Here is a 25,700-nt window from a genome sequence, read left to right as displayed (position 1 = left end):
GGCCCGGCCGGCGGGGGCGTTCGGGGCCGTCAAGCGGCCCCCGTCCCGGCCGCCTCGACGTTGGCGACCATCCTGCGCAGCACCTTGAGGGCGGCCACGTACTCCTCGTCCCCGATGCCCTGGTGCACCACGGCGCGCTGCTCGGTCACCAGCTGCCGCAGTCGCGCCCGGGCGCCCTCCCCGGCCTCGGTGAGGTGCAGGAGCCGTCTGTCGTCGGTCGCGAGCCAGCCGCGGTGGAGCAGCTGGTCCACGACGCGGGCGATCTCGTGCGGTCCTTCCGCGAGAGGGGTCAACTGGGCGACCACTTCCTCGCGGCTGGGCGCGGGAAGTCCGCTGTTCACCCGGTTGAGCACCCAGTACTGCGGCTGGGTCACGTCGATCCTGGCCATGGCGTCCCGCAACTGGCGGGTGACCGCCGTGTGGACCAGGCCGCTCCAGTAGCCGATGGGCTGGGTGGCCAGCACGTCGTCGGTGGCGGCCGGATCGGCCGGCGCCTGGTCGGTGGTGGTCGTACCGGTCACAGGTTTCATGATCCCGACGCTACACACCCCCGGGCGCCGTCCCCGTGCTGGCACACGCGGACGCCGGCTTCCGCCGGACCCGGTAACCGAACCCCGGGTGGGCCGTTCCGGTGGTCCCGTACGCGGGTTCGCCGCCGGAGCGCGAGGGGTACGGCGGCCTTCCCGGGTGCGGAGACCATCCTGGGGATGCCGTGCGGCCCCGATACTGCCACCGCCCCTCGATCCCGGCCCGCCGGGAAGCTACGGAGACCGATGTCCCCGACCGTCGCCCCCGAAGCCACTGCTGCGGCCCTGGTGCGCCGCCCCCAGCTGTGGTTGGTCCCCACGATCCTGACGGGACTGCTCGCCCTGCTGCTGTCGCTGCTCTACATGGGCGGCATCGTCAATCCCAACGCGGAACTGCGCGACCTGCCCATCGCCCTGGTCAACGAGGACACGGGCCAGCCGCCGCCGGGGCAGCGGCAGAACCTGGGCACCCAGATCACCGCCGCCATCGCCTCGGACCCCGCGGGCCGCAAGGCGGACTGGCGGGAACTGAGCCTCGCCCAGGCCCAGGACCAGCTCGACTCCGGCCAGGTCTACGGCGCGCTGGTGGTCCCGGCCGGCTTCACGGAGTCCGTCACTGCGCTCCCCACGTCCGGCGCCACGAAGCGGCCGACCATCACGGTGCTCACCAACCCCGGCAAGGGCAGCCTCGGGTCCTCGTTGGCGAGTCAGATCACGACGCAAGCCGCCCACCGCGCGTCGGGCACCGTCGGCGAACAGCTCACGGCTGCGGCCGGCGGCCGGGCGAGCGCCACCGCGAAGCTGCTGCTGGCCGACCCGGTCGGCGTCGTCACACGGGTCGGCTACCCGATCGGCGCGCACAGCGGCCTCGGTCTGACGGCGTTCTACTACACCCTGCTGCTGGTGCTGGCCGGGTTCATGGGCGGCAACGTCATCAGCAACGGCGTCGACACCGCCCTCGGCTACGCCGACAACGAGATCGGCCCCTGGCACACCCGCCGCCCGACGGTGCCGATCGACCGGACCCAGACGCTGCTCCTCAAGATGCTGATGACCGCGGGCATCACGCTGATCAGCGTTTCCCTGGTGATGCTGGCCTGCGTCGGCATCCTGGGGATGGACGCGTCCCACCTGCCGCTCCTGTGGATCTACTCCTACTGTGCGGCCCTCGCCGTCGGCCTGGGCGTGCAGGCCATCAACGCCGCGTTCGGCGGGATCGGCCAGCTCGTGTCGATGTTCGTGTTCATCGTGTTGGGTCTGCCGTCGTCGGGTGCGACCGTCCCGCTGCAAGCGGTCCCCGGCTTCTACCGTTTCCTCTCCCACTTCGAACCGATGCGTCAGCTCAGCGACGGCGTGCGCGCGATCCTCTACTTCGACGCCCGCGGCGACGCGGGGCTCACCCGCTCCTGGATCATGATCGTGGTCGGCACGGTGCTGGCCCTGCTGTTCGGTTTCGCCATGACCGCCTACTACGACCGCAAGGGCCTCAAGCGGCTCACGCCGCAGCCCGCCTGAGCCGCCAGCTTGCCGTGCACATGTCCGTCCCGCCCCGGGGTACACGAGGTCGTGAGAACCCCGAGGAGGCGACATGTCGGCGTTGTTGACCCGAATCAAGCAGTTCGCGCGCGGCCCGCAGGGGCAGCGGGCGGTCGCGTCGGTCCGGCGGGCCGCCGCCGACCCCCGCAAGCGCGCGCAGGCCGGACGGCTACTGAACCGCCTGCGCGGGCGACGGTGAGGGACGGCGCACCCCTTTCAGGCGGGCCGGCCGTCGACGTACGTGGCGACGACCTCGATGGCTCCGATCCGCGAGGGCTCGACCCGCCTCGGGTCGTCGCCCAGTACGGCCAGGTCCGCGCGCCGACCCGGGGCGAGGGTGCCCGCGCTGTCGTCCCAGTGGGAGGCGTGGGCGCCCGCCACGGTGTAGGCGTGCAGGGCCTCGTCCACGGTGATGCCCTCGTCCGGGCCGATGAGGGCCCCCGAGGCGGAGGCCCGTTCCACCATGAACTGAATGGCTCGCAGCGGTGATCCGTCGGTGACGGGGCGGTCGGAGCTGCCCACCAGGGTGACCCCGTGGTCCAGGAAGCCCCGACCCCGGTACATCCAGGGAGCCCGGTCCGGGCCGAGCACGGCCGCGTAGTCGTCGCCGAAGGAGCGCAGGAAGTGCGGCTGGACCACCGCGCTCACGCCGAGGCGGGCGAAGCGCGGCAGTTGGTCGGGCCGGATCAGGCCGGCGTGTTCGATGCGGTGCCGGGCGGTGGGGCGGGGGCGCAGCCGCTGGGCGCGTTCGATGGCGTCCAGGGCCAGGTCGGCGGCGCGGTCCCCGATGGCGTGCACGGCGAGCTGCCAGCCGGCCAGGTGACCGTCGACGATGGTGTCGGCGATCCGCTCGGGGTCGTCCTGGAACTCCCCCGCGCGGTCGCTCCCTTCGTAGGGGCGGGTGAGTGCGGCGGTGCGCGCCATCATGCCGCCGTCGGTGTAGACCTTGAGCGCGCCGAGGGAGAGCCAGTCGTCGCCGAAACCGGTGCGCAGGCCGAGGGAGAGCGCGCGGGGGATCCCGTCCGCGCCGTGTGCGGCCACGGGCCGCAGGGTGTCGGCGGCCGCCATGAGCTGGACCCGCAGCGGCAGCCGCCCCTGGTCGCGCAGGAGTTGGTAGGCGCCGAGCTCGACCGGGCTGTGGCCGAGCAGGCCGCCGCCGATGCCCGCCTCGGCGCAGGCGGTGACGCCTTCGGCGAGGCAGGTGCGGCCGGCGTGCTCGATGGCGTCGGCGATCTCCTCCTGCGCGTAGGGCAGGCGCAGCCGGCGGGCGGTGGTCATGGCGCTCTCGGCGAGGAAGCCCTCGCCGTGGGCGAGTTGGCCGGGGAGCAGGTCGAGGACGGTGGTGTTGACGACGCAGCCGTGTCCCGAGTCGTGCAGCATGAACACCTTGCGGCCGTCGCTGACCTTGTCCAGCTCGGCGGCGGTGAGGTGGCGGCCGAGGGGCCGCTGGTCGTAGCCCCCGATGTCCACCCAGGCACCGTGCGGCTTCCGGGCGACCGCCTGCGCGACGACGGCGAGCACGTCCTCGACGCGTTCGCAGGGTGCCACGCTGGGGGTGGTCGCCTTGAGTCCGGTCCAGGCCAGGTGCACGTGTGAGTCGATGAATCCGGGCAGCACGGTGGCGCCCTGGAGGTCGACGACCTCACGGGCGGGCAGCGAGGTGACGGCCCCGTCCAGGCCGACGATCCGGCCGTGCCAGATGCCCAGGTCGTGGGCGACGGGGTGGTCGGGGTCCATGGTGAGGAAGGTGGCGTTCGTCAGCCTGGTGCAGAGCATGGGTGCTGGTCCTCAGGGGGTGGGCGCCGTACGGGAGGCCGGTACCGGTACGCGGCCGTGGGCGACGATGGACTGGAGGATCTCGCCGACCCTGACGGCGGTGTTCGACAGCAGGGAGGACGTGATGCCGTGCGTGTGCTCCGTTCCTCCCTGGAGGTAGATGCCGCAGCGCAGTTCGGACTCGCTCTCGACACGGTAGTCGCGCGCCACGCGGACCCGGCCGAGGCCGTCGCGCCGGCAGTACCTCTCGACGTCCCCGAGCAGTCCGAGGCCGTCCGCCGAGCGGTATCCGGTCGCGTAGACCAGTGCGTCGGCTGCCAGGGCCTCCTTCTCCCCCGTGACCAGCGACTCGACGGTGACGCGCACGTGGTCGGGGGTCTCGGTGACCTCCGCGAGCCGTGACACCTTCAGGAAGCGCAGCCGTTCGGTGCCGAGGACCTTCTCCTGGTACTCCTGCCGGTAGAGGTCGTCGATGAGGTCGATGTCCACCACGGAGTAGTTGGTGTTGGCGTGGTACTCGATCAGCTTGCGCTTGATCTCCTCGGGGGCGGTGAAGTACTCGTCGACCGCCGCAGGGTCGAAGATCCGGTTGGCGAATCCGCTGTCGTCGGCGGGGCTGTAGCCGTAGCGGGAGAAGACGGCGCACACCTCGGCCCGGGGGAAGGTGCGGTGCAGGAAGGCCACGTTCTCGGCGGCGCTCTGGCCGGCGCCGACGACGACGAACCGGGTGGGATCCGCGCCTCCCAACGCGGCGACCCGCGTGAGCAGTTCCGAGGTGTGCCAGATCCGCTCGGTGCGGTCCACGCCCTCCGGCATCTGCGGCCGCAGGCCGGTGCCGATCACCAGGTTGCGCGCCCGGTGGACCACGAGTTCGGAGCCGGAGCGGGCGGTCACGTCCACGTACTCGATCGCCCCGTCGCGCAGGACGGGACGTACGGCGACGACCTCGGACCCGTAGGAGACCATGTCGTCGACCTTGGCCGCGGCCCACTCGAAGTAGTCGTGGAACTCCACGCGCAGGGGGAACAGGCTCTTGTGGTTGACGAAGTCGATCAGGCGGCCCCTGCTCTGGAGGTAGCAGAGGAAGCTGTACTCGCTCGCCGGATTGCGCAGTGTCACCAGGTCCTTGAGGAAGGACACCTGCATCGTGGCGTCGTCGATGAGCATGCCGCGGTGCCAGCCGAAGCAGGGCTGCTGCTCGAAGAAGTGGGCGGTGACCGCTTCCTGCGGTCCGACGCCGGCGTTGTGTTCGCTGAGCGCGATCGCCATGGCCACGTTCGAGGGGCCGAAGCCGATGCCGATGAGGTCGTGGATCAGTGGCGCATCATCGGACAGATCCTGTGACATGTCACTCCCAATCGTGCGGGGGCAGCCGATTGCCATGCATGGGGGGAACCGGGGCAGGGCACGCCGAAGGAGCAGAGCCCGAGGAGAACTTAGGGAAGGCTAACCTGACAATGTGGTGCTGTCGATGGGCAAATCAGATCGAGCCTCCATCAACCTCGAGCTGAACTCTCTTCAAAATAGGGGATGTTGCACAGTTAGGTAAGGCTTGCTTTACTCGTTCTGAAATCTGTCGCCGCTCCAAGGAGGAACCCCATGCGGGTCGTCATGTTCGGCTATCAGACGTGGGGGCACCGCACCCTGCAGGCTCTGCTGGAGTCCGAACACGATGTCGTTCTGGTCGTGACGCACCCGAAGAGCGAGCACGCGTACGAGAAGATCTGGAGCGACTCGGTCGCCGACCTCGCCGACGCCCACGGTGTCCCGGTGCTCATCCGCAACCGCCCCGACGACGAGGAGCTGTTCACCCGGCTGAGGGAGGCGGAACCGGACATCATCGTGGCGAACAACTGGCGCACGTGGATCCCCCCGCGCATCTTCAACCTGCCCCGCCACGGCACCCTCAACGTGCACGACTCCCTGCTGCCGAAGTACGCCGGCTTCTCACCACTGATCTGGGCGCTGATCAACAACGAGCCCGAAGTGGGCGTCACCGCCCACCTGATGAACGACGAGCTCGACGCGGGCGACATCGTGGTTCAGCGCGCCGTACCGGTCGGCCCGACGGACACCGCCACCGACCTGTTCCACAAGACGGTCGACCTGATCGCGCCGGTCACCGTGGGCGCCCTGGGCCGGATCGCGGCCGGTGAGACCGACTTCACCCGCCAGGACCGGTCGCAGGCCAGCTTCTTCCACAAGCGGTCGGCCGAGGACATCCGCATCGACTGGAACTGGCCGGCCGAGGACCTCGAGCGCCTCGTCCGCGCCCAGTCGACCCCCTATCCGGCAGCGTTCACCTTCCACCGCGGCAAGCGTCTGGAGGTACTGGCCGCCGTCGTCTCCGAGGGCCGCTACGGGGGCACGCCCGGCCGCGTGTTCTACCGCGAGGGCGAAGGCGTCGTGATCGTGGCCGGAGCCGACGCCCGCACCGGCCGCAACCACGGCCTCGCCATCACCCGGGTCCGGACCGAGGAGGGCGAAGAGATGCCCGCAGCCGACTACTTCACGACCATGGGCGGCTACCTGACGAGCCGCTGATCCTCGACGTCGATCCGCTCCGTCCCCCTCCTCGCGAGGGGGACGTAGTGCTAGACACGCTCGGCCGTCGATCGCTCGGAACCCGTCGCCACGGTGTCGGCGCGATCGATCCGCCCCGGCCCGCATCATGATCAATACCGGTATGGTGATACGGAAACTCCCTTATGCCATCCATCGGTTCACCGCACATGCGACACCCCACACACCGAAGCGACGCACACCCGTGAACGAAACAGACCGAGCCCCCATCGAGGACACCCGCTTCGGCGCGATCACCGTCCGCCAGGACGGCCAGGACCGCCTCGAGGTCGACGGCGCGGCGATCCCCCGCGTGAGCCTGGAGCGCGACCCGGCGACCGAAGCCGACCCGCAGATCGCCATCGGCACCCGCGACCCGGCACACCTCACCCTGCGGGTCGACGGCGCGGTGGTCGGGCTGCTGCCGGCCAAGGGCCGCCTGACCAGGCACTCCTACCGGGTGGACGTCACGTACGACGGGGCGGAGTACCGCCTGGTCCCGGACTCCGTCCCCAGCAGCCGCCTGACCCGCGACGGCGTGCACCTGGGCGACTTCTCCTCGGACGGCGACGAGACGGTCATCGCCGAATGGCGGGAGGACCGCGAGGTCCGGCCGGCGGACGCGGCGATCGGCTACGCCCTGGCCTCGGCGTTCGGCACGGGCGCCCAGCCCATGTGGATGGTGATCGTCGACGGCGTGACCAGCGCACTCCCCTGAGGATCGGCGCGCGGGCGGGGGCCGTTCAGCGCGGGATCACCCAGCCCGGCGCCCAGGTCCCGGCGGCGGCACGGCCGGCCGCCGTGGCGGCCAGATGGGCGCGGAGGGTGACCAGGGCCGGGTGGGGGTTGTCGCGGTGCCACAGGAACGAGTGCGGGTAGACGGGCGTCGGGTCGGTCACCGGGATGCGGCGCAGGCCGTGGTCGGCGGGCCAGATGAGGCGGGTGTGCTCGCCCATGAAGGTGGCCAGGGCCGGGGTGTCGGCGATGGTGTCCAGGAGCGCGTCGGAGCCGAAGTTGGGGCCGGTCGCCTCGATGGTGAGGCCGAACTCGGCGACGAGGTCGTCGTAGTAGGCGCCCCATTCGGTGCCGGGGACGATGCCGGGCATCCAGATCCGGTGCCCGGCGAGCTGGGCGACGGTCACCGACCGGGCGCCGGCCAACGCATGGGCGGGGCCGGTGAGCAGCTGGAGCGGCTCGTCGAGCACCCGGACGGACTCGATGTCCTCGGGAAGGGGCCGGCCGGGAGCGGCGACGGCGCGGAACGACGCGTCGATCGCACCGGACCGGATCGCGGCGAGGGCCGTCTCGATCTCGAACAGCATCACCACGTCGAGGTCGACCTCCGGGTACGCGCGGTGGAAGCCCCGCATCAGGCCCGCCTGCGCGCCGCGCGAAGCGATCACGTCGACGCGTAGCGGACGGCGGTCGGGGCGCACGGACGTGACCGCGCGCTCGGCAACGCGCAGCAGCTCGCGCGCATGGGGCAGGAACGCCTGACCGTCGATGGTGGGCTCCGCGCCACGGGGTGCGCGGGTGAACAGCCGCACGCCGAGGCTGCGCTCCAGTGCGGCGATGCGTTTGGAGACGGCCTGCTGGGTGATCGACAGGTCGACAGCGGCCTTCTGGAACTGGCCCGCTTCCGCAACGGCGACGAAGGTGCGTACTGCTTCGAGGTCCACGTCGATCCACCTTAGTGAACAACGGATGGTTGTGGGCAGGGGGCCGTGCAGTTGTTTGACCTGCTGCTGCGCTGCTCGGTTAGCTCTCCCGGTCAACGTCGGTTTGTTCGGGTGGGAGCGCTGCGCAGGGTGGGCAGGAGACGGTTGGGCCGGCGGTTCGGCTGGCTGTGGACGGCGTATGCGGTGAGCGCCTACGGGTCCGGGCTGGGGTTCGGCGCATTGCCGCTGATCGCCGTGCTGGCGTTGCACGCCGGTCCCGCCGAGGTATCCGCGCTGTCCGCGGTGGGGCCCGCGGTGGGCGCGCTGATCGCGGTGCCGCTCGCGCCGTGGGTGGAGTTCCGGCACAAGCGTCCGGTCATGATCGCGATGGACCTGACGCGGTTCGCGGTCATGGCGACGGTCCCGGTCGCCTACTTCTTCGGATGGCTGGGTTTCGTCCAGCTGCTCGTGGTCTCGGCCGTGGTCGCGGCGGCCAAGATCGCTTTCAGCGCGGCCGGCGGCGCCTACCTCAAGGCCCTCGTCCCGCCGGACGACCTGCTCGTGGCCAACGCACGCTTCGAGTCCACGAACTGGAGCTCGCTCGCGGTCGGGCCGCCACTGGGCGGGGCGGCGATCGGCCTGTTCGGGCCGGTCACCACGGTGGTGGCCGACGCGCTCAGCTACCTGTTCTCGGCGCTGTGCCTCACCGCGGTCCGAGGCCGGGAAGGGGCGCCGCACCCCACCGGCAAGGGCGCGGTCCGGGCCGGCGGGCTGCTGGACGGCTGGCGGCACATCATGGGGCATCCCGGTCTGCGGGCGCTCTACCTCAACCACGTGCTCGTCTCCGGCCTGGTCATGGCCACCGAGCCGCTGCTGGCCGTGCTCTTGCTGCGCCGGCTCGGCTTCCCGCCCTGGCAGTACGCCCTCGCCTTCGCCGCTCCCTGCATCGGCGGACTCATCGGGTCGCGGTTGGCCCGCCGTACCGTGGCCCGACACGGCCGGGACCGGGTCATCCGGACCGTCGGCACCCTGCGCGCCGTCTGGCTGATCGGCCTGGTCTTCGTCCGCCCCGGCGTCGTCGGCCTCCTCACGGTGATGGCGGTCCAGCTGGCGATCGTCATCAACATGAGTCTGTACACCCCGGTGCTCGCCACCTACCGGCTCGAACACACCCCCGCGCATCTCGTCGCCCGCACCCTTTCGGCCTGGTCGATCGGCCAGCAAGCGTCCGTCGCCGTCCTCACGGCGCTCGCCGGCCTGCTCGCCGACGTCACCGGCCCGCGCACCGCCCTCGCGGCCGCGGGACTGCTCGCCCTGACCACCCCGTTCCTGCTTCCGGCGGCCGCCCGTGAAACGGCTGGCCGATGGACCTAGGTCCATCCGCGTATGGCAGGGGCGGAGGCAGGTTGCGAGACTGCCGGGATGGAAGAGCTTCCCGCGTCACGCGTTGACGCGTACCTGCGGCGGATCGGGGCGCAGCGGCCCGGGGCGGCGAGTGCGGCTGCCCTGCGCGACCTGCACCTGCGGCACCTGCGGACCGTCCCCTTCGAGAGCCTGTCCATCCACCTGGGACAGGAGATCGTGCTGGAGGGGGCGGCACTGCTCGACAAGCTGCTGCACGGCGGCCGCGGCGGATTCTGTTACGAGCTGAACGGCGCGTTCGCGCTGCTGCTGCACTCCCTGGGCTACCGGGTGGAGCTGCTGCAGGCCCGGGTGCTTTCCGCCGACGGCGGGCAGGGCGTGCCCTACGACCACCTGGCGCTGCGCGTGGAGTGCGAGGACGGCCGCCCGTGGCTGGTGGACGTGGGCTTCGGCGACCACAACCACTTCCCGCTGGCCTTCGACGAGCGCGGCGAGCAGACCGACCCGGGCGGGGTGTTCCGGATCGCGGCGGCCGGTGGCCCGGAGGGGGACCTCGACGTCCTTCAGAACGGCGTGCCGCAGTACCGGCTGGAAACGCGCCCCCGGGTCCTGTCCGACTTCGTGACCGGTGCGTGGTGGCACAGCACCTCGCCCGCGTCCGGTTTCACCCGCAAGCCGGTGTGCTCGCTGCTGACGGAGACCGGCCGGACCACCCTCAGCGACCGCGTGCTGACGGTCACGGCCGACGGGGAACGGACCGAGCGGACCCTGGCCGACGACGCCGAGGTCCTGGCGGCCTACCGCACGCACTTCGGCATCGACCTGCCCCGCGTCCCGGTCCCCCTGCACCCCCGCCCCTGAAAGGCCGGGCACGGACGGCGCACGGCACGGAGGGCGCGGACGGCGCTCACGGCGTCAGCTGCGTTCGAAGCCGTGCGAGTGGCCTATGACGGCGAAGCCGCGGCGCTCGTACCAGTGGCGCGGCCAATCCGCGGCGTCGGCGGTCAGGAAGCGGAACTCGCTGCCGTGGGCGGCGGCCAGGCGCAGGGCGCCCGCCAGGACGGCGTCGGCGTAGCCGCGACCGAGGTGGGCCTCCGAGGTGATCAGGTCCTCGATCTGGGCCGTGCCGGTCGCCCGGTCGACGTAGAGGTCGGCCCATGAGGCGACCTCGCCCGCCTCCGTACGGGCACCGATGAACCGGACGACGTCCGCCCCGCGCCGGCGGGCCTCGCGCCGGTCGACGAGCTGGCGCAGGACCTCGTCGTCGGCGTCCGGGAGGAACCCCCGCCAGCGGCGGGTCAGCGGTACGCGCAGTGCGTCGAGGTCCACCTCCTGCGCGGGTCCGGCGTCCGGCACCGGGCCCGTGTGCAGCATGACCAGGTAGGTGGAGTGGGTGTATCCGGCCCGGACCAGCGGCCCCGCGCACGCCCGGCCGGTCTCGTCGTCGAGTACGGAGATCAGCCGGTGCGGCAGGTGCGCCAGGGCTTCCTCCGCGAGGGCGGGCAGCGCCTCGGGGTCGACGGCCGCGTCGATGACGAGCTGGTTGTTCGCGTAGGACTGCGCGTACGCGTCGTCGTACACGGCGAACCCTCCGGGAAGGACCCTCGTGCGCGCGGCCTGGCGGCGGGCGAAGTCCGAAAGGAAGGCATTGACGCGCTGGAGTGCGGGGCTCGGCATGGGCCGAGCCTATGCAGCCGGGGCCGTGGGCGCCTGCGAATTCCCCGGGGCGGCCGTCACAGGCGCAGGACGACCAGCGCGGTGTCGTCGGTGATGCCGACGGCGGGAATGAGATCGGCCAGCAGCGCGTCCGCGAGGGCGTCGGGCTCGGCGGTGCGGTGCCGTACGAGGGCGTCGGCCAGCCTGCCCAGACCGACGTCGATGTCCTCGCGGCGGCGTTCGATGAGCCCGTCGGTGTACAGGACGAGGGTGGAGCCTTCGGCGAAGGCGAGCTGTTCCTGGGGACGGGGGGCGTGTTCGGGCCGGGCGCCGAGCGGGGGGTCGGTGGCCCGGTCGAGGAAGGTGACCGTGCCGTCGGGGTGGCAGAGCAGGGGCGGTGGGTGGCCGGCACTGCTGTAGGTGAGGGTGCGGCTGTTCCAGTCGATGAAGACGGACACGGCGGTGGTGGACTCGGCGCCGTCGACGGAGCGGGCGTACAGGCCGAGGACCTCCAGGGCCTGGGCCGGGCCCTCGGCGACGTGGGAGGCGGCCGACAGGGCGCTGCGCAGCTGGCCCATGACGCCGGCCGCCCCGAGTCCGTGGCCGACGACGTCGCCGACGGACACGGCGGTGCGACCGGGCCGGTCGACGAGGTCGTACCAGTCGCCGCACACGTTCAGGGCCATGGTGGCGGGCCGGTAGCGGACGGCGGCGTGGTGGTGGCCGAGCGGGCGCGGCGCGGGCAGCAGGGCCTCCTGGAGGTGGAGGGCCACCTCGCGCTCGTGGGCGTGCGCCCGGCGCAGGCGTTCGTTGACCTCCTGGAGCTCCCGGCCACGGGTGTAGATCTCGGCCTCCAGCACTTGGGCGTGGTCACCGCCGTTGCGGGAGCCGGCCCGGATGAGCTCGGTGACTTCTTCCACGCGGTGCAGGAGCAGTGCCACGGTGCCGTCGGGGGCGAGGACGGGGACGTTGACGGGGCTCCAGTAGCGCTCGTGCCAGACCCCGGACCGGTCGGGGTACTCGACGTCGTAGCGCTGGACGGCCATGGTGTCGGGCTCCCCGGTGGCCACGACCCGTTCCAGGGAGGCGCGCAGGTTGCGCATGCCGTTCGCCGCCGGATCGTTGGGGTTGTCGGGGAAGACGTCGAAGAGGTAGCGGTCGATGAGCTGCTCGCGGGTACGGCCGGACGTCTCCACGAACGACTCGTTGACGTCCAGGTACACCAGGTCAGGGGTCAGCAGTGCGACCGCGCCCGGAAGGGCGTGGAAGACCGCGTGATAGTCGATCCCTGATCCGTCCACATCCACCTGTCCGCGCGCCACCGCCGGGTCATGAGGTCGCTTCCACGATAGGTGGGGGCGTGCGGGGCGGTCCCGTCGTCGGCCCGGCATTGAGCCGTTCGGCTCAGTGCCGGGCCGGCGCGGGGGCGGCTCAGGGGGCGATCGGCAGCTGTCGCTTGTGCTCGGTGAGGCGGTAGCGGGTGACGATGGCCGCGAAGGCGGTCCCCGCGACGGGCTTGCCCTCGAGGAGGTCGTCGATGTCGTCGTAGGTGACGCCGAGGGCGTCCTCGTCGGGCTTGCCCGGGTCGAGCGTCTCCAGGTCCGCGGTCGGGGTCTTGTGCACCAGCTCGGCGGGCGCGCCGAGCTCCTGCGCGAGGGCGCGCACCCGGCGCTTGGTGAGGCCGGTGAGCGGGACGACGTCGGCCGCACCGTCGCCGAACTTGGTGAAGAAGCCGGAGACCGCCTCGGCGGCGTGGTCGGTGCCGACCACCAGGCCCTCGTGCGCGCCCGCCACCGCGTACTGGGCGATCATGCGCTGCCGGGCCTTGATGTTGCCGTGCACGAAGTCCTGGTGGTGCGCGTCGCGGAAGACCGTGCCGCCGGCCAGCGCCGCTTCCAGGGCGGCGTCGCTCGCGGACTTCACGTCCACGGTCATGACCCGGTCGGCCCGGATGAAGTCCAGCGCCAGCTGCGCGTCCTTCTCGTCGGCCTGGGTCCCGTAGGGCAGTCGCATCGCGAAGAACGTCGCCTCGTGCCCGGCGGCGCGCACCCGCTCGACGGCGAGCTGGCACAGGCGGCCCGCGGTCGTGGAATCCACGCCGCCGCTGATGCCCAGGACCAGTGCGCGCAGACCCGTGGAGGTCAGCCGCTCGGCGAGGAAGGCCACTCGGCGCTCGATCTCCTGCCGGACGTCGAAGGACGCGCTCACCTGGAGATCGCGCGCGATCTCCTGCTGCAGGGATATGGACGCCAGGTCGGTCACGGTTGCTCCTCGCTCGGGCCCGTGCGCGGGTCGGCACGCGCCGCCCGGCCGGGGTCACAGTCACGTGTACGGGACGGAAGCACTCTAGAGGAAGGCCGGGAGACGAAAGCCCGTGGCCCGGGAGGCCGGGGGCCAAGGCCGGGAAACCGGGGGCCAAGGCCGGGAAACCGGGGGCCAAGGCCGGGAAGCTGGGGCCGGGAAGCCGGAACCTGAGCCGGGGCCGGGAGGCCAGGGCCCGGGGCCGCAGCCGGGAAGCCGGGCTGGGGCCGGGGCCGGGAAGCCGGGCCGGGGCCGCTCCGCCTCGGCCGGGTGGTGTCAGTGGTCCGTGCGACGATGCGAAGCATGATCGTCTCGCTCGATGCCCTGTTGCCCGCCTCCGGTCCGCACGCCTCCACCACGTACGCCGACTGGGTCGCCGCCCACGACCCGGGTGCGGCCGGGGTCGCGCGGGACCTGATCGACGACATGTACACCGAGCTCGGCCGGTCCCACGAGAAGCCCGGCCGGTTCGTCGACACGATGACGGCGCGGGCGCGGCGGCTGCCGCCGGCGCACCTGCCGTGGTTCTGGGACACGGTGGGCCATCGCCTGATCGGGTACGGGAGCCGGCCGGGCGGGCGGGCCTACGCGGCGGCGCGCGCCGCCGAGGCGGAGCACGGGCTGCCGGTGGATCCCGGCTACCGCCGGGCCAACGCCCTGCTGTTCGCGGCGGGTGGAGCCATGCCGGCCAAGGAGTTCGGGGCCCATCAGCGCTTCCTCGCCGAGACCCTCGATCCGGCGGCGGCGCACACGGCCCTGGAGGCGTTCCTGACCGCGTGGGCCGGCTCGCGGGCGGACCTGCCGGCGGATCTGGTGCGCCGGGTACGGGCGTCGGCCAAGGCGGCCGGGCACGGTGACGACGAGGCCGCGCGGATGGTGGGCGCGATCCTGTCGGTCACCCGCGGGAAGTCGGTGCCCGAAGCACTGCTGACCGCCGCCGAGGCCGTCCTGACGGCGCATCCGCCGGCGGACGCCATCCTGGCCGGACTGGTCGAGGTCTTCCCGGCCGGGGTCACCGACGGCGGGGCCTGGCTGCGGATGCTGATCGGCTGCGGAGCGACGGAAGCGATGGCGGCCGGGCGGTTGGTGCCGCAGGGCGGGCTGGCGCACTGGGTCGGACAGTTCGTCCGCATGTACCAGTACGCGCTGCAGTCCGGCGGCGGGGTCTCCCGGCAGCCGCTGCCGGCGGAACTCCTCGACCTGGTCGTCCGGCTGGGCCCGCAGCTGCGGGCGGCGGGCACCCCCGTCGCGGTGCACACCACCCGGTACCACTACCAGGGCTTCGACGCGGACGTGCTGGACGCCTGCCTGGCGGCCGGGGCCGCGGTGGTCGACCCGGGCCCGGAGGTCCGGATGCGGTTCTGGGGGGAGCGGTCCCGACGGGACCTCGTCGCGCTGGCCGCGGACCCGGTGTTCGGCCCCCGCCTGGAGGGGACGGTCCACGCCGATCTGCTCCCGGACCACTGGACCGCGCGCGGGCGCCGTACCGGGTCCGCGGTGACGCTGCTGCCGGGCAACGAGGGCATCGCCCACGAGGTGGCCGGGCGGGTCGGCAAGCTCGTCTCCGCGGTCGGGGGCGGCGGCATGGCGGGGGCCGAGGAGGCCGTGGCCGAGCTGGAGACCCTGCTGGACCGGCCGACGGTGACGGCCCTCGGCGGGATCGTCGACGCCCTCGCCGGGGCGGGGGCGGCGGGCACGCTGCGGCGTTCGCTGGCGGCCGGCCTGCCGGAGGAACTGGCCTGGCCGGCCCTGGAGTCGGTGTACGCGGGGTTCGCGGAGCCAGCCGTGCCGGCCGCTTCCGTCGAGTCCGCGGCGACCCCGCCGCTGCCGGGCGTCGCCGGGGTGACCTGCACCTGGCCGGTGCTGACGGTGTTCGGGCGGGACCGGGCGGTCGCCGTCGCCCCGGACGGGGAGCGGGGCTCCTGCCGGTTCGCGGTTCCCGAGGACGCGACCCTGTTCGCCGTGCACTACGTGGGCGGCTCCTTCCTCGTGAGCTGGACCCTCAAGCCGAACCCGTACTTCTGCGACACCGCAGTCTGGGCGGACCGCCCCGAGGAACCTTTCGAGCCCGCGGAGTTGGGCGGGATGGTGCCGTTCGGCGGCAGCCTGGACGGGGCGTACGGCTTCCAGTTCGAGAGCGCCGACGGGGGCGGTCGCCACAGCGGCCTGCGCGTGCTGCGCCCGGGGGACACCGAAGGCATCGACGGCGAGGAACTATTGCTGGGCGACGGCTCCCGGATCTGGACCAACACGATCTACGGGCGGAAGCCGTGGGAGGTGGTCGACCCGGTCACCGGGGAACGGCGGGGAGCCGTTGCGCTGCCGCACTTCCCCGGCCGCGCACCGGCCACCGATCCCGCCGCGGAGCCGTCCGAGGCGGGAATGAGCCTGGACTCGGAGGCGCTGCAGCTGGCACCGCTGCCCGCCGGGTTGTCCGACTCCCCGCTGGGCAGCCGGGACGGATTGGTCGGGACCCGGGTGCTGTTCCGCACCCGGCACCGCGACCACGCGCCCGACCACTACCTGGTGGAGAGCGTGGACGGGCGTACGGCCCGCTTCGACATCGACCGGCCGGGGCAGGAGCCGTGGGGCCTGTGGGCCGCGCCGGAGGGCGCGGTGGAAGACGTGGTCCTGGCCGAGGCGCAGACCCCTACGGGTGTGCGCGCGTACACCGCCGACGGCGTCCTGCTGTGGGAGCTGGACGGGCACCACTCCCCCAAGCACCCGCGGGTGAGGCCGGCCCGGCAGGTCACGGTGTCGGCGGGCGTGGCCCTGCCGCCCGCCTTCTGGTACCTGCTGCGCACGCGTGACGCGGCCGGGTCCCGGGCGCTGCGGAGCGTGGACGGGCAGACGGCGCAGGCGCTGCTGGCGGCCGCCCTCACCGGCGAGGAGGCGCTGCGCGCGGTCGTGGCCCGGGAGTTGCCGGAGGTCACCGACCCGGTCCTGGCCGGGGCGGTCGTGGCGGTGGCCGGGCGGGCGGCCCGGGTGGAGGAGCGACGGCGGGCCCTGCACCGGCGCGTGTCCCTGCTCGCCGAGGCCCCGCCGGTCGTGCTGCGCAGGTCCGCGCGGGACACCGAGCTGCTGCCCGCGCTGTTCGGGCTGGTCCCGGGCGGGGAGGAGGACGCGCGCGGTCGGACCCGGGACGTGGCCCTGCCGGCGACGCTCGGCGCGCTGGCCGCCGACGGCGCCTGCCTGGCCGGGACGATCGTGGAGGAAGTGCGGCGGCTGTCGCCGCCCGCGCCGCCGCACGACTGGTCGCAGCTGCTGGGCTCGATCGACGCCGTGGCGTGGCGGGCGGCGGTGGCGCCGACCCCGGACGCGGATCGGGCCGCCCTGCTGGCACTGTTGGACACCTGGGCCGACCAGCCGTTCGCCCGTGCGGGCAGCCGCTGGTGGGTGGGCCGGACGCCCGGCTCCGCGGACCTGGACGGGCTGCGGGCGGGCGGGACGGCCGTGGCGTCCGCCGCACTGCGGTCCGGCGGGTCGGCGTGCTGGTTCGTGGCGCCCGCCGTCGGGGATCCGGACGGCGACCCGGTGCCGGCGGCGCTCCCGCAGGCCCGCCCGGTCCGGGTGCGGCGGGACGACGCCGCCCGGCTGCGGGCCCTGGTGGCGGCGGTCGAGGCGCAAGGGCCGGTCCCGGTGCCCGAATCGGCAGCGGCACGCTTCGCGGAACTGACCGGTGTCCGGCGGGCCGTGGCCCGGCTCGTGGTGGCCGGTCTGGTCGGCCGGGCCCACCGGGACGAGGACCGCGCCCTGGCGTGCAAGGCCCCGTACCGGGCGACCGCGCTGACGGCCGGGGCGTACGAGGAACTGCGTGCGCGGCTCGGGGGCGCCGGTCAGCGGGCCGTCCTGGCCGCGGCCCTGCCCGAGGACCCGGCCGAGCTGTGGCGGCCGGGCGGGGTCGATGCGGCCGCGGAGCGGATGGCCGGGGTGTGGCGGGAACTGCTCGGCGCGCTGCCCGCCGTACACGACGAGGCGGCGGACGCCCTGGAGACCGACCTGGGACTCGGCGAGGTATGGGCCCGGCGGTTGGCGGGTGGCTGGCAGGCCGCCTCGGACACGACCGTGAACGCGCCCGTGGAGGCGGCCGGCTGGGAGCTGGCTGCGACCCCGTACGGCATCGGGGTGGAGGTCCGGGCCGTACCCCCGGCCGAACCCGAGCTGCCGTACGGCACACCGGTGGGACTCGACCTCCTCGGAATGGCGAGCGCGCTGGTGTGGGCCTGGACGGACCGGCCCGTCGGGGATCCCGCGGTGGCCGGCGCGATGGACGTGTACGAGCGGCTGCGCGCCGAACTGGCCCGTCCGGAGCTGCTGCTGGCGCTGCCCGGCGGCCGGGTCCAGGACACCTCGGCGCGGATCGCGGAGCGCTTCGGGCCCGGGCTGCTGCCGGTGGCGATGGACGTCCGCAAGGAGGAGGGCCCGGTCCCGGTGACCGCGTACGACTCCGGACCCCTGGTGGTGTGCGCGCCGGGCGGCGCCTCGTTCCTGCGGCCCGCCGCGGTCACCGACCCCGAGGTGTGGCGGCGGGTCCGCGAGGTCACCGACCTCACGGAGGAGTTGGACCGGGTGGCACCGCTGGTGGCCGGTGGCGGGCTGGAGCGGATGATGCTGCGGGCCCGCTCCGGACCGGTGCCCGCCGGTGCGTACGAGGCGGATCCGCGGCGGTCCTGCCCGGAGCTGGTCACGCGGGCAGCGGATGAGCTCAGCGTCGGCGCGGACGCGGCGGCGCTGTACCTCCAGGTGGCGGCGCTGGCCGCCCCCACCGACCGGAACGTACGGCGGTGGAACGGCTGGTCCGCCAAGCGGCACAAGGAGGTCCAGGCGGAGCTCCTCGCCACCGGCGCGGTCATGGAGGCCAAGCGGGCACGGGCGGGCCGGACCGTGTTCCTGCCCGGGGAATGGACCGAGCTGAAGGCCCCGAACCTGCCGCTGGAGACGGTGAAGCTGGCGACCCACCAGGTGCGCCCGCTGTGGAGCAACTCGGTCCGCGCCCCCTTCGGCCGGGTGCTGCCGACGGAGCCCCTGCACGAGGTGTTCGCGCGGGCCTGGGAGCGGAGGCCTGCCTAGGCCCTGTCGTCAAAGTCCCTCCCCCAGCTACCGCTGGGAGGTGCCCCCGGGCCCGCGACGCCCGGCACCGCACCTCGCCGCGTTGTCGGGGCGCCCGAGTACGTCCCGTACACGGGCGCCCCTCCGCCTTGCGATGCTGCCCCTCGGCCCCGGCGGGCCCGGGGAGACCCCATGACACCGAACGCCGCGGGCCCTACCGACGCCACTTTGACGACAGGACCGAGGGGCGTGTCCGGCACCCGGACGGAAATGGGGTGCGCGTGGGCTGCGGCGTTGGCAAGCTGCCCCGGTGAATCATGAACAGATCTCCAAGATCGCCCACGCCGACCACCCCATAAAGGCCCCGCTCGGCGACGAATCGGTACGCCGACTGCTCGAACACGGCGCACCGCGCGACGGCGAGCGGGTGCTCGACCTGGGGTGCGGTACCGCGGAATGGCTCCTGCGCGCCCTGGCCACGCACCCCCGTCTGCACGCCGAGGGCGTGGACACCTCGGAGGAGTCGGTGGCGCAGGCCCGCCGGTCGGCGGGCCTGCTCGGCGTCCAGGAACGTCTCGTCGTGCACCAGCAGAAGGCCGCGGACTTCGTCTCCGACCAGCCCTTCGACCTGGTGCTCAGCGTCGGGGCCACCCACGCTTTCGGCGGCCTGCTGCCGACCCTCGCGGCGGCCCGGCAGCACCTGGCTCCCGGCGGCCGCGTGCTGCTCGGTGAGAGCTTCTGGGACCGCACGCCCTCCCGCGAGGCCGTCGAGATCTTCGGTGAGCTGCACGACCTCGCGACTACCCTGGACCTCATCGTCGACGACGGGTGGGCTCCGGTACACGCGCACGTCAGCACGCGCGAGGAGCTGGACGCGTACGAGTGGTCGTGCTTGGGCTCGCTGGCCTCGTGGGCCCTCGACCACCCCGTCGATCCGGACGCCGCCGAGGTGCTGCGGACGGCCGCCATCCGGCGTGCGGAATGGCTGCACGGCTACCGGGACAGCTTCGGCTTCGTCTCCCTGGTCCTGCGCCCGACCTCCGCCTAAGCCGTCGCGGGACCGTCCTCGTCCGGGCGTCCTGCCGTGACGGCGTGAGGGCGTGACGGCGAAGGAGTGCGGGCGTCCACGGCCGTCCGCACTCCGGCACGACGTCCATCGGACCGGCACCGAAGGCGGCGCCTAGACGAGACCGTCGGCGACCAGGCCGGCGAGGACCGCCTGCCCCAGGGCCTGCACGGCGGACTGCGGGCGGACCATCACGGTGAACTCCTTGATGCGGCCCGCCTCGTCGAAGTGGAGCAGGTCGATCCCGTGGATCTCCCGGCCGTCCACCGCGGCGCGGAAGAGCAGGACCTCCGCCGGGGCCTCCTCGCCGTCGGCGCTGGTCTCGGCAGCGCCCTCGAAGTCGCCGACGTAGCGGAAGTCCTCGAAGACCCGCAGCAGGACCCCGAAGAGCCCCAGGACCATGGGCCGGCCCTCGAAGGGCGTGAACTTCACCGGGCTGTAGAGCCGGACGCCCTCGGTGAACAGGTCCTCCAGCGCGGTGAGATCGCGCTTCTCCACGGCAGCACGGAAGCGTTCGGCCGTCTCCATGGCCCCTCCTCATACTCATGAGTCTGACTAGTCACTTTCATGAGTATGATGCAGGGGTTGGCGAGGAAGGGGAAGGGGCGACCGCGATGACTCTGCGCCATGCCGTACTGGCGGCTCTACTGGACGGCGAGTTCAGCGGCTACGAACTGGCGAAGTCCTTCGACATCGGCGTCGCGAACTTCTGGCACGCCCTGCCCCAGCAGCTCTACGCCGAGCTGGCCAAGCTGGAGAAGGAAGGGCTGGTCGAGGGCCGCGAAGTGGTCCAGGAGACCCGGCCCAACAAACGCCTCTTCCGGGTCACCGGGGCCGGCCGCACCGAACTGGAGGAGTTCGCCGCGGCTCCGCTGAAGTCCTCCGTCATCCGTGACGACCTCCTCGTCAAGGTCCAGACCGCCGACCGGATCGGCACCGGACCGGTGATCGCGCAACTCGAGGCGCGCGCGGCCGCCGCCGACGCCAAGATCGAGCTGATCGGCAAGGTGCTGCGCAAGATGCGCGGCGACATGGACGAGGACGAGTTCCTGCTCCACGGCGAGCGGATCGGCGGGTACCTGACCGGTCTGCGCGGCCTCGCCTTCGAGCAGGGACACCGCGACTGGTGCCGCCGGAGCGCGGCGATCCTGAAGGAGAGGCTGGCCCGTGCCGAACGGTGAATACCTGCGCTACGTCGCCCTGGGCGACAGTCAGACCGAAGGCCTCGGCGACGGGGACGACTCCGTGGGCCTGCGCGGCTTCGCCGACCGGCTCGCCGAACACCTCGCCGCCGTCAATCCCGGCCTCCAGTACGCCAACCTGGCCGTCCGGGGACGTCGCGCCGGGCAGGTGCGCGCCGAACAACTGGGCCCCGCCCTGGCCCTGCGCCCCGACCTGGCCACCGTCGTCGCCGGGGTCAACGACGTCCTCCGGCCCCGGTTCAACGCCGCGGAAGTCGCCGGGCACCTGGAGGAGATGTTCGCCGCGCTCACGGCCGCCGGGGCCCGCGTGGCGACGGTGACCTTCCCCGACCTCAGCGTGCTCGTGCCCCTCGCCCGCCCCGCCGCACCGCGCATAGCCGACCTCAACGACCGCATCCGCGCGGCGGCCGCCCGCCACGGGGTCGCCGTCGCCGAGACGGCCCGGCCGGCCGCCGTGACCGACCCGCGGATGTGGACCGACGACCGGCTGCACGCCAGCCCCGTCGGCCACGAGCGGATCGCCGCGGCCCTCGCCCACGCCGTCGGCCTGCCCGGCAGCGACGACACCTGGACGCACCCGCTGCCACCGCGGCCGACCGCCCCGGGGGGCTCGACCATGGCGGCCGAACTGCGCTGGGCGGCCGCGTTCCTCGGCCCCTGGCTGGGCCGCCGCCTCCGCGGCCGCTCCTCCGGCGACGGCCGCACCGCGAAACGCCCCGCACTGCTGCCGCTGGCCTCCGCCGTCGACTAGGGCCGGGTGTTGTCGGTGGGGTGGCGTAGCGTCGGAGGCATGATCTCCGAACCGACGGGCCGGGCCGCGGGCCCCTACGACGCCGCCTTCCTGCCGCGGCTGCAGATGTCCTTCCGGGCTGCGCGCGAGCCGGTCACGGAACCGGTGTCGAAGTTCGGCGGGCAGCCGGTCTGGCTGGAAGGACCGGTCTGGCCTGTGCATCCGCGTACGAGCGAGCCGCTCGTGTTCGTCGGACAGTTCCGGGTGCCGGGAGACGAGGTGCGCCTCGCGTACTTGTTCCTGCACGAGGAGGACATGGACATGGGCGGGGCCGCACCGGAGGACGGTGAAGCCGTCGTCCTGGTCCAGCCCGGCGGGCGGATTCCGTCCTTCGTGTCGGTCGGGCCTCCCGGTACACGGGGGAGGACCCTGTGGCGGTGGGGTCCGGACGACACGGAGGTTCCCGTCGAATGGCTGACGGACCTGACTCCGCTGGCGCCGGAACTCGACGAGGCCGCGACCCAGTCCGCCGCCTTCGCGCGGTGGCTGCGGGGCGAGGGCCCCAAGGTCGAATCCCCCGAGGGGGAACGACCCGAAGACTTCCAGGGCGGCGAAGCCGTCTACCCCAACCACCGCGCCTTCGGCATCGACGCCTCCTGGCGGTTCCTGTGTCAGTTCCAGGACCGGGGTGAGGACGCCTCAGACCCGTTCTTCCTCAACTTCGGCTACGGAAGCGGCTTCCTCTTCCTCAGTTCCGACCACCTCGAAGGCCGGTTCCTGTCGGATTGCAGCTGACGGCCGCACCCCTTGCGGCGCCCCTTGCGGTCGCTGACCGTCGCGGGATCAGACATCGCCCCGGACCAGGGCGTGCAGGTGCTGGTCGTGCCATCCGTCGGCGTGCAGCAGTGCGCCGCGCATGGTGCCTTCGAAGGCGTATCCGGCCTTGTCCGCCACGCGGCACGACGCCGGGTTCGCCACCGAGTGGCACAACCGCAGACGGTGCAGGCCGAGGTCGTCCAGTGCCCACCGGCTGACCCGCCGTGTCGCCTCGACGGCGACGCCCCCGCCACGTGCCGCGGGCAGCAGCCGGTAGACGATCTCGGCGCTGCCGCCCTGGAGGTCGACGTCGTTCCAGCCGATCAGGCCCACGGCCGGACCGTCCGGCCGGGCGACGGCCCAGATCGCGCCGAGCTCGGCCCGCCACCGCCGGTGCATGCGCTCGATCCGCTGACGCGCCTCTTCCGGGGAGTTCACCAGCAGCCGGTTCCAGAGGCGAACGGCCGGGTCCTGGCCGGCGGCGTACAACGCGTCCGCGTCGTCCGGGTGCCAGGGGCGCAGCTCCCACCCACCGGTCAGCGCGAGCACGGGCTGTTCCGACCGGGCCATACGACCTGCGGGAACGACGTGCGGTATCGGCGAGTTGGAGATCATCGCGGCATCCTGCCACAGCTCCCGCGGCTCGCCCTCCCCACCATCGGCCCGGCGGGCCCGTGCACGGTCACCGCGTGCGCGGCCACCACCGCGCACGCCTGCGCGAGCCGCGCGGTCCGCGCTCGGGCGGCGCGGGCGGTGCCAGGGCGAAGACCACGGTGATGTGCGCGCCTCCCTGCGGGCCGTGTGCGATGCGCATCGTGCCGCCGGTGACGGTCGCCGCCCTGCGGGCGATGTCGAGGCCCAGCCCCGAGGAGCCCGTGCTGCTCCCGCGCGAGAGGGCCCGGTCCGGTTCCGGGATGCCGGGCCCGGAGTCCTCCACCACCAGTTCCACGGCCTGGGCGGTACGGGCGACGCGGACCCCGAACGCGGTGCCGGCCGGGGTATGGCTGAAGACGTTGCCGATGAGCGCGTCCACCACCGCGGCGATGTCGTCGTCGCTGAGGCTGACGGCCGTGGGCTCCTGGGTGAGGTCCAGGGAGCAGGGGCGGTCCTGCTGCTCCGCCAGGACCGACCAGAAGGCGGTCCGGCGCCGCACCACATCGGCGACCTCGGACCGGGGACACTCGGACGACGGCCCCGCCCCGGTCGTCTGCCGGCCCGGATTCGTCTCCGCGCTGCGCATGCCGTGGCCCATCGGGCCCACGGCGAGGGGTGTCCGCGCCGTGGCGATGATGGCCTGGAGTTCCGACTCCAGCGCGTGGACCGCCGCCTCGACCCTGGCCGACTCCGGTGTGCCGGCCATCCGCTCCGAAGCCAGGTGCAGGGCGGTCAGCGGGGTGCGCAGCCGGTGGGACAGGTCGGCGACCAGTTCGCGCTCGATGGCGAGCAGTTCGGTCATGCGGTGGGCCATGGCGTTGAAGGCGACGCCGGCGTCGCGCAGTTCCTTGGGCCCCATGGGCTCCACCCGGGTGTCCAGATTGCCTTGACCGAGGGTGTGCGAGGCCTGGGCGAGCTTCTTGGAGGACCGGACGACCTTGGCTCCGAGCCGGTCGGCGACCAGTACCGAGCCGCCGACCAGGCCGACGGCGAGCAGGAACATGACCGCCCAGGAGGCCTTGACCCCGCGGGTCAGTTCCTCGTCGGGGACGAAGTTCTCGATGACGGCGACCCGGTCGCCGGGGAGCACCACGGGCTGCAGGCAGATCCATCCGCCCGGAGTCTTCTGGGAGATGGACTCGCGTCCCTGCTGGGCCCGTTCGAGCAGTTTCACGGGAGCCTGGGAGTCGCCGAGGCTCTGCGCGTCGGGGAGATGGATGACCAGGTGCTCGGCCGCGTCGAGTCCGGCGGCGGATTCGCGCAGCGCGGATGGGTCCGTGGTGAGCGTGAGGACGGGTGCGAGGGCTGCGGCGCGCTGCTCGGCCGCGGTGACGCTCTGCTCCTTGACCAGTGACATCACCAGTGCGCCGAGGGGTATGAGGAAGGAGAGCGCGACCATGGACGTCACGGCGAGCGCAACTCCCGCCAATGAGCGTCTCACCGCGGGGCCACCAGTTTGATGCCGACGCCGCGGACCGTCAGCAGGTAGCGCGGCGCCGCGGCGCGTTCGCCGAGCTTGCGGCGCAACGACGACAGGTGCACGTCGACGGTCTGGTCGTCGACGTACGGCTCGCGCCAGACCTCGGTCAGCAGCCTGCGTTTGGAGACGACCTGGCCCGTGTGGTGGGCGAGGAAGGCCAGCAGGTCGAACTCCCGCCGGGTGAGGTGGAGCTCCCGGCCGGCCAGGTACGCGGTACGCGCGCCGGGGTCCACCGCCAGCTCGCCCACGGTGGTGGCGCCCAGCGGGTCGGCGGCCGGCGCCGGCCGGGCCCCCGGCCCGGTGTGGGCGGCGCCCGCGGGGGGCGCGTGGCTGGTGCGCCGCAGTACGGCGGAGAGGCGGGCTATGAGCTGTCCTCCGGAGAAGGGCTTGACCAGGTAGTCGTCGGCGCCGGCGTTGAGGAGCTTGATGATTTCGGTCTCGTCGTCGCGGGCGGTGGCCACCAGGACGGGGACGGAGGATATGCCCCGGATCATCCGCAGTGCGTCTCCCCCGTCCAGATCGGGCAGGCCGAGGTCGAGGACCACCGCGTCGACGGGCGTCTGGGTGACCTCGCGCAGGGCGCCGAACCCGTCGCCCACGCTGCGCACGGCATACCCGTGCTCCGCCAGGACCTCGATGAGTGACTGGCGGATGCTGGGGTCGTCTTCCACGACCAGGACGCTGGGCATGGGCACACCTTAGGGGTTCGGTCCGGGCGCGCTCCTAGTGGGCGGCGAACGTCGGAGCCCCGTCGGTGAGGCGCAGGTGTACGGGGTGGTCGGCGACCGGGATGGTGCAGCCGTCCTGCGCGCTGCAGCTCGCGTATCCGAGCAGCACGGTCGCGTCCCCGTTGCCGTCGGCGCGGACGGGCAGGGTGGTGGTGACGGGGCCGTCCGGGTAGACGGGCATCGGGGCATCGACGCCGGGCACGCTGATGGACCGTACGTCGGCGGCGGCCGTCAGCTTCCCTTCGGCCTTGAGGACTCCGGTGACGTCCATGGCGGTCGGCCGGCCCACGCCTTCCACGCCGGTGGGCGGCAGTTCGGTGCTGTACAGGTGGAAGCCCTTCTTCTCGGGGGTGAAAACGGCGGTCAGCGTGCCCTTCGACGCGTGCCAGTCGGACACGGAGAGGGTGACGGTGACCCCGTTCTCGGTGAAGCTGGTGGTGGGCGGCGGAGCTGCGCCGGCGGCCGCGTCGTCCTGGGCGGACTGGTCGCCGCAGGCCGTGAGCGCGGCCAGGGTGAGGAGGGCGACGACCACGGTCCGGGCCGTCCGGGTGCGCCTCGTACGGGGGAAGACGTTCATCTGGGTCTCTGTGCCTCTTG

The 25,700-nt window shown here is 73.1% G+C and carries 23 protein-coding genes; 11 read left to right on the top strand and 12 right to left on the bottom strand.

The annotated features are described in order from the left end of the window. Window positions 1-29: 29 nt before the first annotated feature. On the bottom strand, window positions 30-530 hold the full coding sequence (locus OG207_RS40505; RefSeq protein ID WP_329106210.1) for a MarR family winged helix-turn-helix transcriptional regulator: 501 nt from the start codon (window positions 528-530) through the stop codon (window positions 30-32). Window positions 531-773: 243 nt separating this feature from the next. Here OG207_RS40505 and OG207_RS40500 point away from each other — a divergent pair, with 243 nt between their 5' ends. Together OG207_RS40500 and OG207_RS40495 are read left to right on the top strand one after the other, a co-directional pair. Beyond that, entirely contained in the window at window positions 774-2,042 is a 1,269-nt protein-coding gene (locus OG207_RS40500; protein ID WP_329106208.1) for a YhgE/Pip domain-containing protein, read from the top strand. A gap of 73 nt (window positions 2,043-2,115) precedes the next feature. Then, complete coding sequence (locus OG207_RS40495) at window positions 2,116-2,262, top strand: hypothetical protein (protein ID WP_329106206.1); 147 nt, start codon at window positions 2,116-2,118, stop codon at window positions 2,260-2,262. 17 nt (window positions 2,263-2,279) lie between these two features. Here the strand turns inward: OG207_RS40495 and OG207_RS40490 are convergent, their stop codons facing one another. Together OG207_RS40490 and OG207_RS40485 are read right to left on the bottom strand one after the other, a co-directional pair. After that, a complete protein-coding gene (locus tag OG207_RS40490; RefSeq protein ID WP_329106204.1) occupies window positions 2,280-3,839 on the bottom strand; it encodes an amidohydrolase in 1,560 nt (519 codons plus the stop codon). Between the two features lie 12 nt (window positions 3,840-3,851). After that, the gene (locus tag OG207_RS40485) at window positions 3,852-5,186 is read right to left on the bottom strand and encodes a lysine N(6)-hydroxylase/L-ornithine N(5)-oxygenase family protein (protein ID WP_329106202.1); all 1,335 of its coding nucleotides are present in this window, start codon (window positions 5,184-5,186) and stop codon (window positions 3,852-3,854) included. 252 nt (window positions 5,187-5,438) lie between these two features. Here OG207_RS40485 and OG207_RS40480 point away from each other — a divergent pair, with 252 nt between their 5' ends. Together OG207_RS40480 and OG207_RS40475 are read left to right on the top strand one after the other, a co-directional pair. Next, window positions 5,439-6,383, top strand: a complete 945-nt coding sequence (locus tag OG207_RS40480; protein ID WP_329106200.1) for a methionyl-tRNA formyltransferase — start codon at window positions 5,439-5,441, stop codon at window positions 6,381-6,383. A 223-nt stretch (window positions 6,384-6,606) separates the two neighbouring features. After that, window positions 6,607-7,119: a hypothetical protein gene (locus OG207_RS40475; RefSeq protein ID WP_402695562.1), complete on the top strand. Its 513-nt coding sequence runs from the start codon at window positions 6,607-6,609 to the stop codon at window positions 7,117-7,119. Between the two features lie 25 nt (window positions 7,120-7,144). Here the strand turns inward: OG207_RS40475 and OG207_RS40470 are convergent, their stop codons facing one another. Continuing rightward, window positions 7,145-8,080 (bottom strand): LysR family transcriptional regulator, encoded by a 936-nt coding sequence (locus OG207_RS40470; RefSeq protein ID WP_329106198.1) that lies wholly within the window; start codon window positions 8,078-8,080, stop codon window positions 7,145-7,147. A gap of 144 nt (window positions 8,081-8,224) precedes the next feature. Here OG207_RS40470 and OG207_RS40465 point away from each other — a divergent pair, with 144 nt between their 5' ends. Together OG207_RS40465 and OG207_RS40460 are read left to right on the top strand one after the other, a co-directional pair. Then, window positions 8,225-9,433 (top strand): MFS transporter, encoded by a 1,209-nt coding sequence (locus OG207_RS40465; RefSeq protein WP_329106196.1) that lies wholly within the window; start codon window positions 8,225-8,227, stop codon window positions 9,431-9,433. 48 nt (window positions 9,434-9,481) lie between these two features. Further along, a complete protein-coding gene (locus OG207_RS40460; RefSeq protein WP_329106194.1) occupies window positions 9,482-10,282 on the top strand; it encodes an arylamine N-acetyltransferase family protein in 801 nt (266 codons plus the stop codon). Between the two features lie 54 nt (window positions 10,283-10,336). Here the strand turns inward: OG207_RS40460 and OG207_RS40455 are convergent, their stop codons facing one another. The 3 genes from OG207_RS40455 to nadE all read right to left on the bottom strand — a co-directional run bounded on the left by OG207_RS40455 (window position 10,337) and on the right by nadE (window position 13,339). Beyond that, window positions 10,337-11,098, bottom strand: a complete 762-nt coding sequence (locus OG207_RS40455) for a GNAT family N-acetyltransferase (RefSeq protein ID WP_329106192.1) — start codon at window positions 11,096-11,098, stop codon at window positions 10,337-10,339. Window positions 11,099-11,154: 56 nt separating this feature from the next. Next, entirely contained in the window at window positions 11,155-12,399 is a 1,245-nt protein-coding gene (locus OG207_RS40450; protein ID WP_443072842.1) for a PP2C family protein-serine/threonine phosphatase, read from the bottom strand. A gap of 109 nt (window positions 12,400-12,508) precedes the next feature. Next, on the bottom strand, window positions 12,509-13,339 hold the full coding sequence (gene nadE / locus OG207_RS40445) for an ammonia-dependent NAD(+) synthetase (RefSeq protein WP_329106190.1): 831 nt from the start codon (window positions 13,337-13,339) through the stop codon (window positions 12,509-12,511). Between the two features lie 342 nt (window positions 13,340-13,681). Between nadE and OG207_RS40440 the strand changes: the two genes are divergently transcribed. Together OG207_RS40440 and OG207_RS40435 are read left to right on the top strand one after the other, a co-directional pair. Next, a complete protein-coding gene (locus OG207_RS40440) occupies window positions 13,682-18,448 on the top strand; it encodes a hypothetical protein (protein ID WP_329106188.1) in 4,767 nt (1,588 codons plus the stop codon). A 289-nt stretch (window positions 18,449-18,737) separates the two neighbouring features. Beyond that, window positions 18,738-19,475, top strand: a complete 738-nt coding sequence (locus OG207_RS40435; RefSeq protein ID WP_329106186.1) for an SAM-dependent methyltransferase — start codon at window positions 18,738-18,740, stop codon at window positions 19,473-19,475. A 132-nt stretch (window positions 19,476-19,607) separates the two neighbouring features. Here the strand turns inward: OG207_RS40435 and OG207_RS40430 are convergent, their stop codons facing one another. After that, entirely contained in the window at window positions 19,608-20,021 is a 414-nt protein-coding gene (locus OG207_RS40430) for a nuclear transport factor 2 family protein (RefSeq protein ID WP_329106185.1), read from the bottom strand. 86 nt (window positions 20,022-20,107) lie between these two features. On the opposite strand from OG207_RS40430, the gene OG207_RS40425 reads away from it, so the two are divergent. The 3 genes from OG207_RS40425 to OG207_RS40415 are packed head-to-tail and all read left to right on the top strand — an operon-like array spanning window position 20,108 to window position 22,220. Beyond that, the gene (locus tag OG207_RS40425; protein WP_329106184.1) at window positions 20,108-20,674 is read left to right on the top strand and encodes a PadR family transcriptional regulator; all 567 of its coding nucleotides are present in this window, start codon (window positions 20,108-20,110) and stop codon (window positions 20,672-20,674) included. After that, window positions 20,661-21,446, top strand: coding sequence for an SGNH/GDSL hydrolase family protein (locus OG207_RS40420; RefSeq protein WP_329106182.1), 786 nt, complete (start codon window positions 20,661-20,663; stop codon window positions 21,444-21,446). Before OG207_RS40425 ends, OG207_RS40420 begins: the two co-directional genes overlap by 14 nt. Window positions 21,447-21,485: 39 nt before the next feature. Then, window positions 21,486-22,220 carry a hypothetical protein gene (locus OG207_RS40415; RefSeq protein ID WP_329106180.1) on the top strand — a complete coding sequence of 245 codons (735 nt, stop codon included), beginning with the start codon at window positions 21,486-21,488 and terminating at the stop codon, window positions 22,218-22,220. 48 nt (window positions 22,221-22,268) lie between these two features. On the opposite strand, the gene OG207_RS40410 is transcribed toward OG207_RS40415, so the two are convergent. From OG207_RS40410 to OG207_RS40395, 4 genes are all read right to left on the bottom strand, one after another. Continuing rightward, window positions 22,269-22,856, bottom strand: a complete 588-nt coding sequence (locus OG207_RS40410; protein WP_329106178.1) for a GNAT family N-acetyltransferase — start codon at window positions 22,854-22,856, stop codon at window positions 22,269-22,271. A 67-nt stretch (window positions 22,857-22,923) separates the two neighbouring features. Continuing rightward, complete coding sequence (locus OG207_RS40405) at window positions 22,924-24,336, bottom strand: HAMP domain-containing sensor histidine kinase (protein WP_329106176.1); 1,413 nt, start codon at window positions 24,334-24,336, stop codon at window positions 22,924-22,926. Then, window positions 24,333-25,064 carry a response regulator transcription factor gene (locus tag OG207_RS40400; protein WP_329106174.1) on the bottom strand — a complete coding sequence of 244 codons (732 nt, stop codon included), beginning with the start codon at window positions 25,062-25,064 and terminating at the stop codon, window positions 24,333-24,335. Before OG207_RS40400 ends, OG207_RS40405 begins: the two co-directional genes overlap by 4 nt. Window positions 25,065-25,098: 34 nt before the next feature. Continuing rightward, window positions 25,099-25,680 (bottom strand): hypothetical protein, encoded by a 582-nt coding sequence (locus tag OG207_RS40395; RefSeq protein WP_329106172.1) that lies wholly within the window; start codon window positions 25,678-25,680, stop codon window positions 25,099-25,101. Window positions 25,681-25,700: the final 20 nt, after the last annotated feature.

Origin of the sequence: Streptomyces sp. NBC_01439 (assembly GCF_036227605.1) — a bacterium.
Classification (GTDB): Bacteria; Actinomycetota; Actinomycetes; order Streptomycetales; family Streptomycetaceae; genus Streptomyces.
The sequence above is the reverse complement of the archived record's forward strand: the minus strand, read 5'-3'. Positions and strand labels throughout refer to the sequence as shown.

What these genes read in the sequence shown, in the direction of transcription:
- OG207_RS40505 (WP_329106210.1), bottom strand. Translation starts at nt 530, where the DNA reads ATGAAACCTGTGACCGGTACGACCACCACCGACCAGGCGCCGGCCGAT.
- OG207_RS40425 (WP_329106184.1), top strand. Translation starts at nt 20,108, where the DNA reads ATGACTCTGCGCCATGCCGTACTGGCGGCTCTACTGGACGGCGAGTTC.
- OG207_RS40430 (WP_329106185.1), bottom strand. Translation starts at nt 20,021, where the DNA reads ATGGAGACGGCCGAACGCTTCCGTGCTGCCGTGGAGAAGCGCGATCTC.
- OG207_RS40495 (WP_329106206.1), top strand. Translation starts at nt 2,116, where the DNA reads ATGTCGGCGTTGTTGACCCGAATCAAGCAGTTCGCGCGCGGCCCGCAG.
- OG207_RS40415 (WP_329106180.1), top strand. Translation starts at nt 21,486, where the DNA reads ATGATCTCCGAACCGACGGGCCGGGCCGCGGGCCCCTACGACGCCGCC.
- OG207_RS40410 (WP_329106178.1), bottom strand. Translation starts at nt 22,856, where the DNA reads ATGATCTCCAACTCGCCGATACCGCACGTCGTTCCCGCAGGTCGTATG.
- OG207_RS40395 (WP_329106172.1), bottom strand. Translation starts at nt 25,680, where the DNA reads ATGAACGTCTTCCCCCGTACGAGGCGCACCCGGACGGCCCGGACCGTG.
- OG207_RS40480 (WP_329106200.1), top strand. Translation starts at nt 5,439, where the DNA reads ATGCGGGTCGTCATGTTCGGCTATCAGACGTGGGGGCACCGCACCCTG.
- OG207_RS40490 (WP_329106204.1), bottom strand. Translation starts at nt 3,839, where the DNA reads ATGCTCTGCACCAGGCTGACGAACGCCACCTTCCTCACCATGGACCCC.
- OG207_RS40440 (WP_329106188.1), top strand. Translation starts at nt 13,682, where the DNA reads ATGATCGTCTCGCTCGATGCCCTGTTGCCCGCCTCCGGTCCGCACGCC.
- OG207_RS40400 (WP_329106174.1), bottom strand. Translation starts at nt 25,064, where the DNA reads ATGCCCAGCGTCCTGGTCGTGGAAGACGACCCCAGCATCCGCCAGTCA.
- OG207_RS40500 (WP_329106208.1), top strand. Translation starts at nt 774, where the DNA reads ATGTCCCCGACCGTCGCCCCCGAAGCCACTGCTGCGGCCCTGGTGCGC.
- OG207_RS40455 (WP_329106192.1), bottom strand. Translation starts at nt 11,098, where the DNA reads ATGCCGAGCCCCGCACTCCAGCGCGTCAATGCCTTCCTTTCGGACTTC.
- OG207_RS40460 (WP_329106194.1), top strand. Translation starts at nt 9,482, where the DNA reads ATGGAAGAGCTTCCCGCGTCACGCGTTGACGCGTACCTGCGGCGGATC.
- OG207_RS40485 (WP_329106202.1), bottom strand. Translation starts at nt 5,186, where the DNA reads ATGTCACAGGATCTGTCCGATGATGCGCCACTGATCCACGACCTCATC.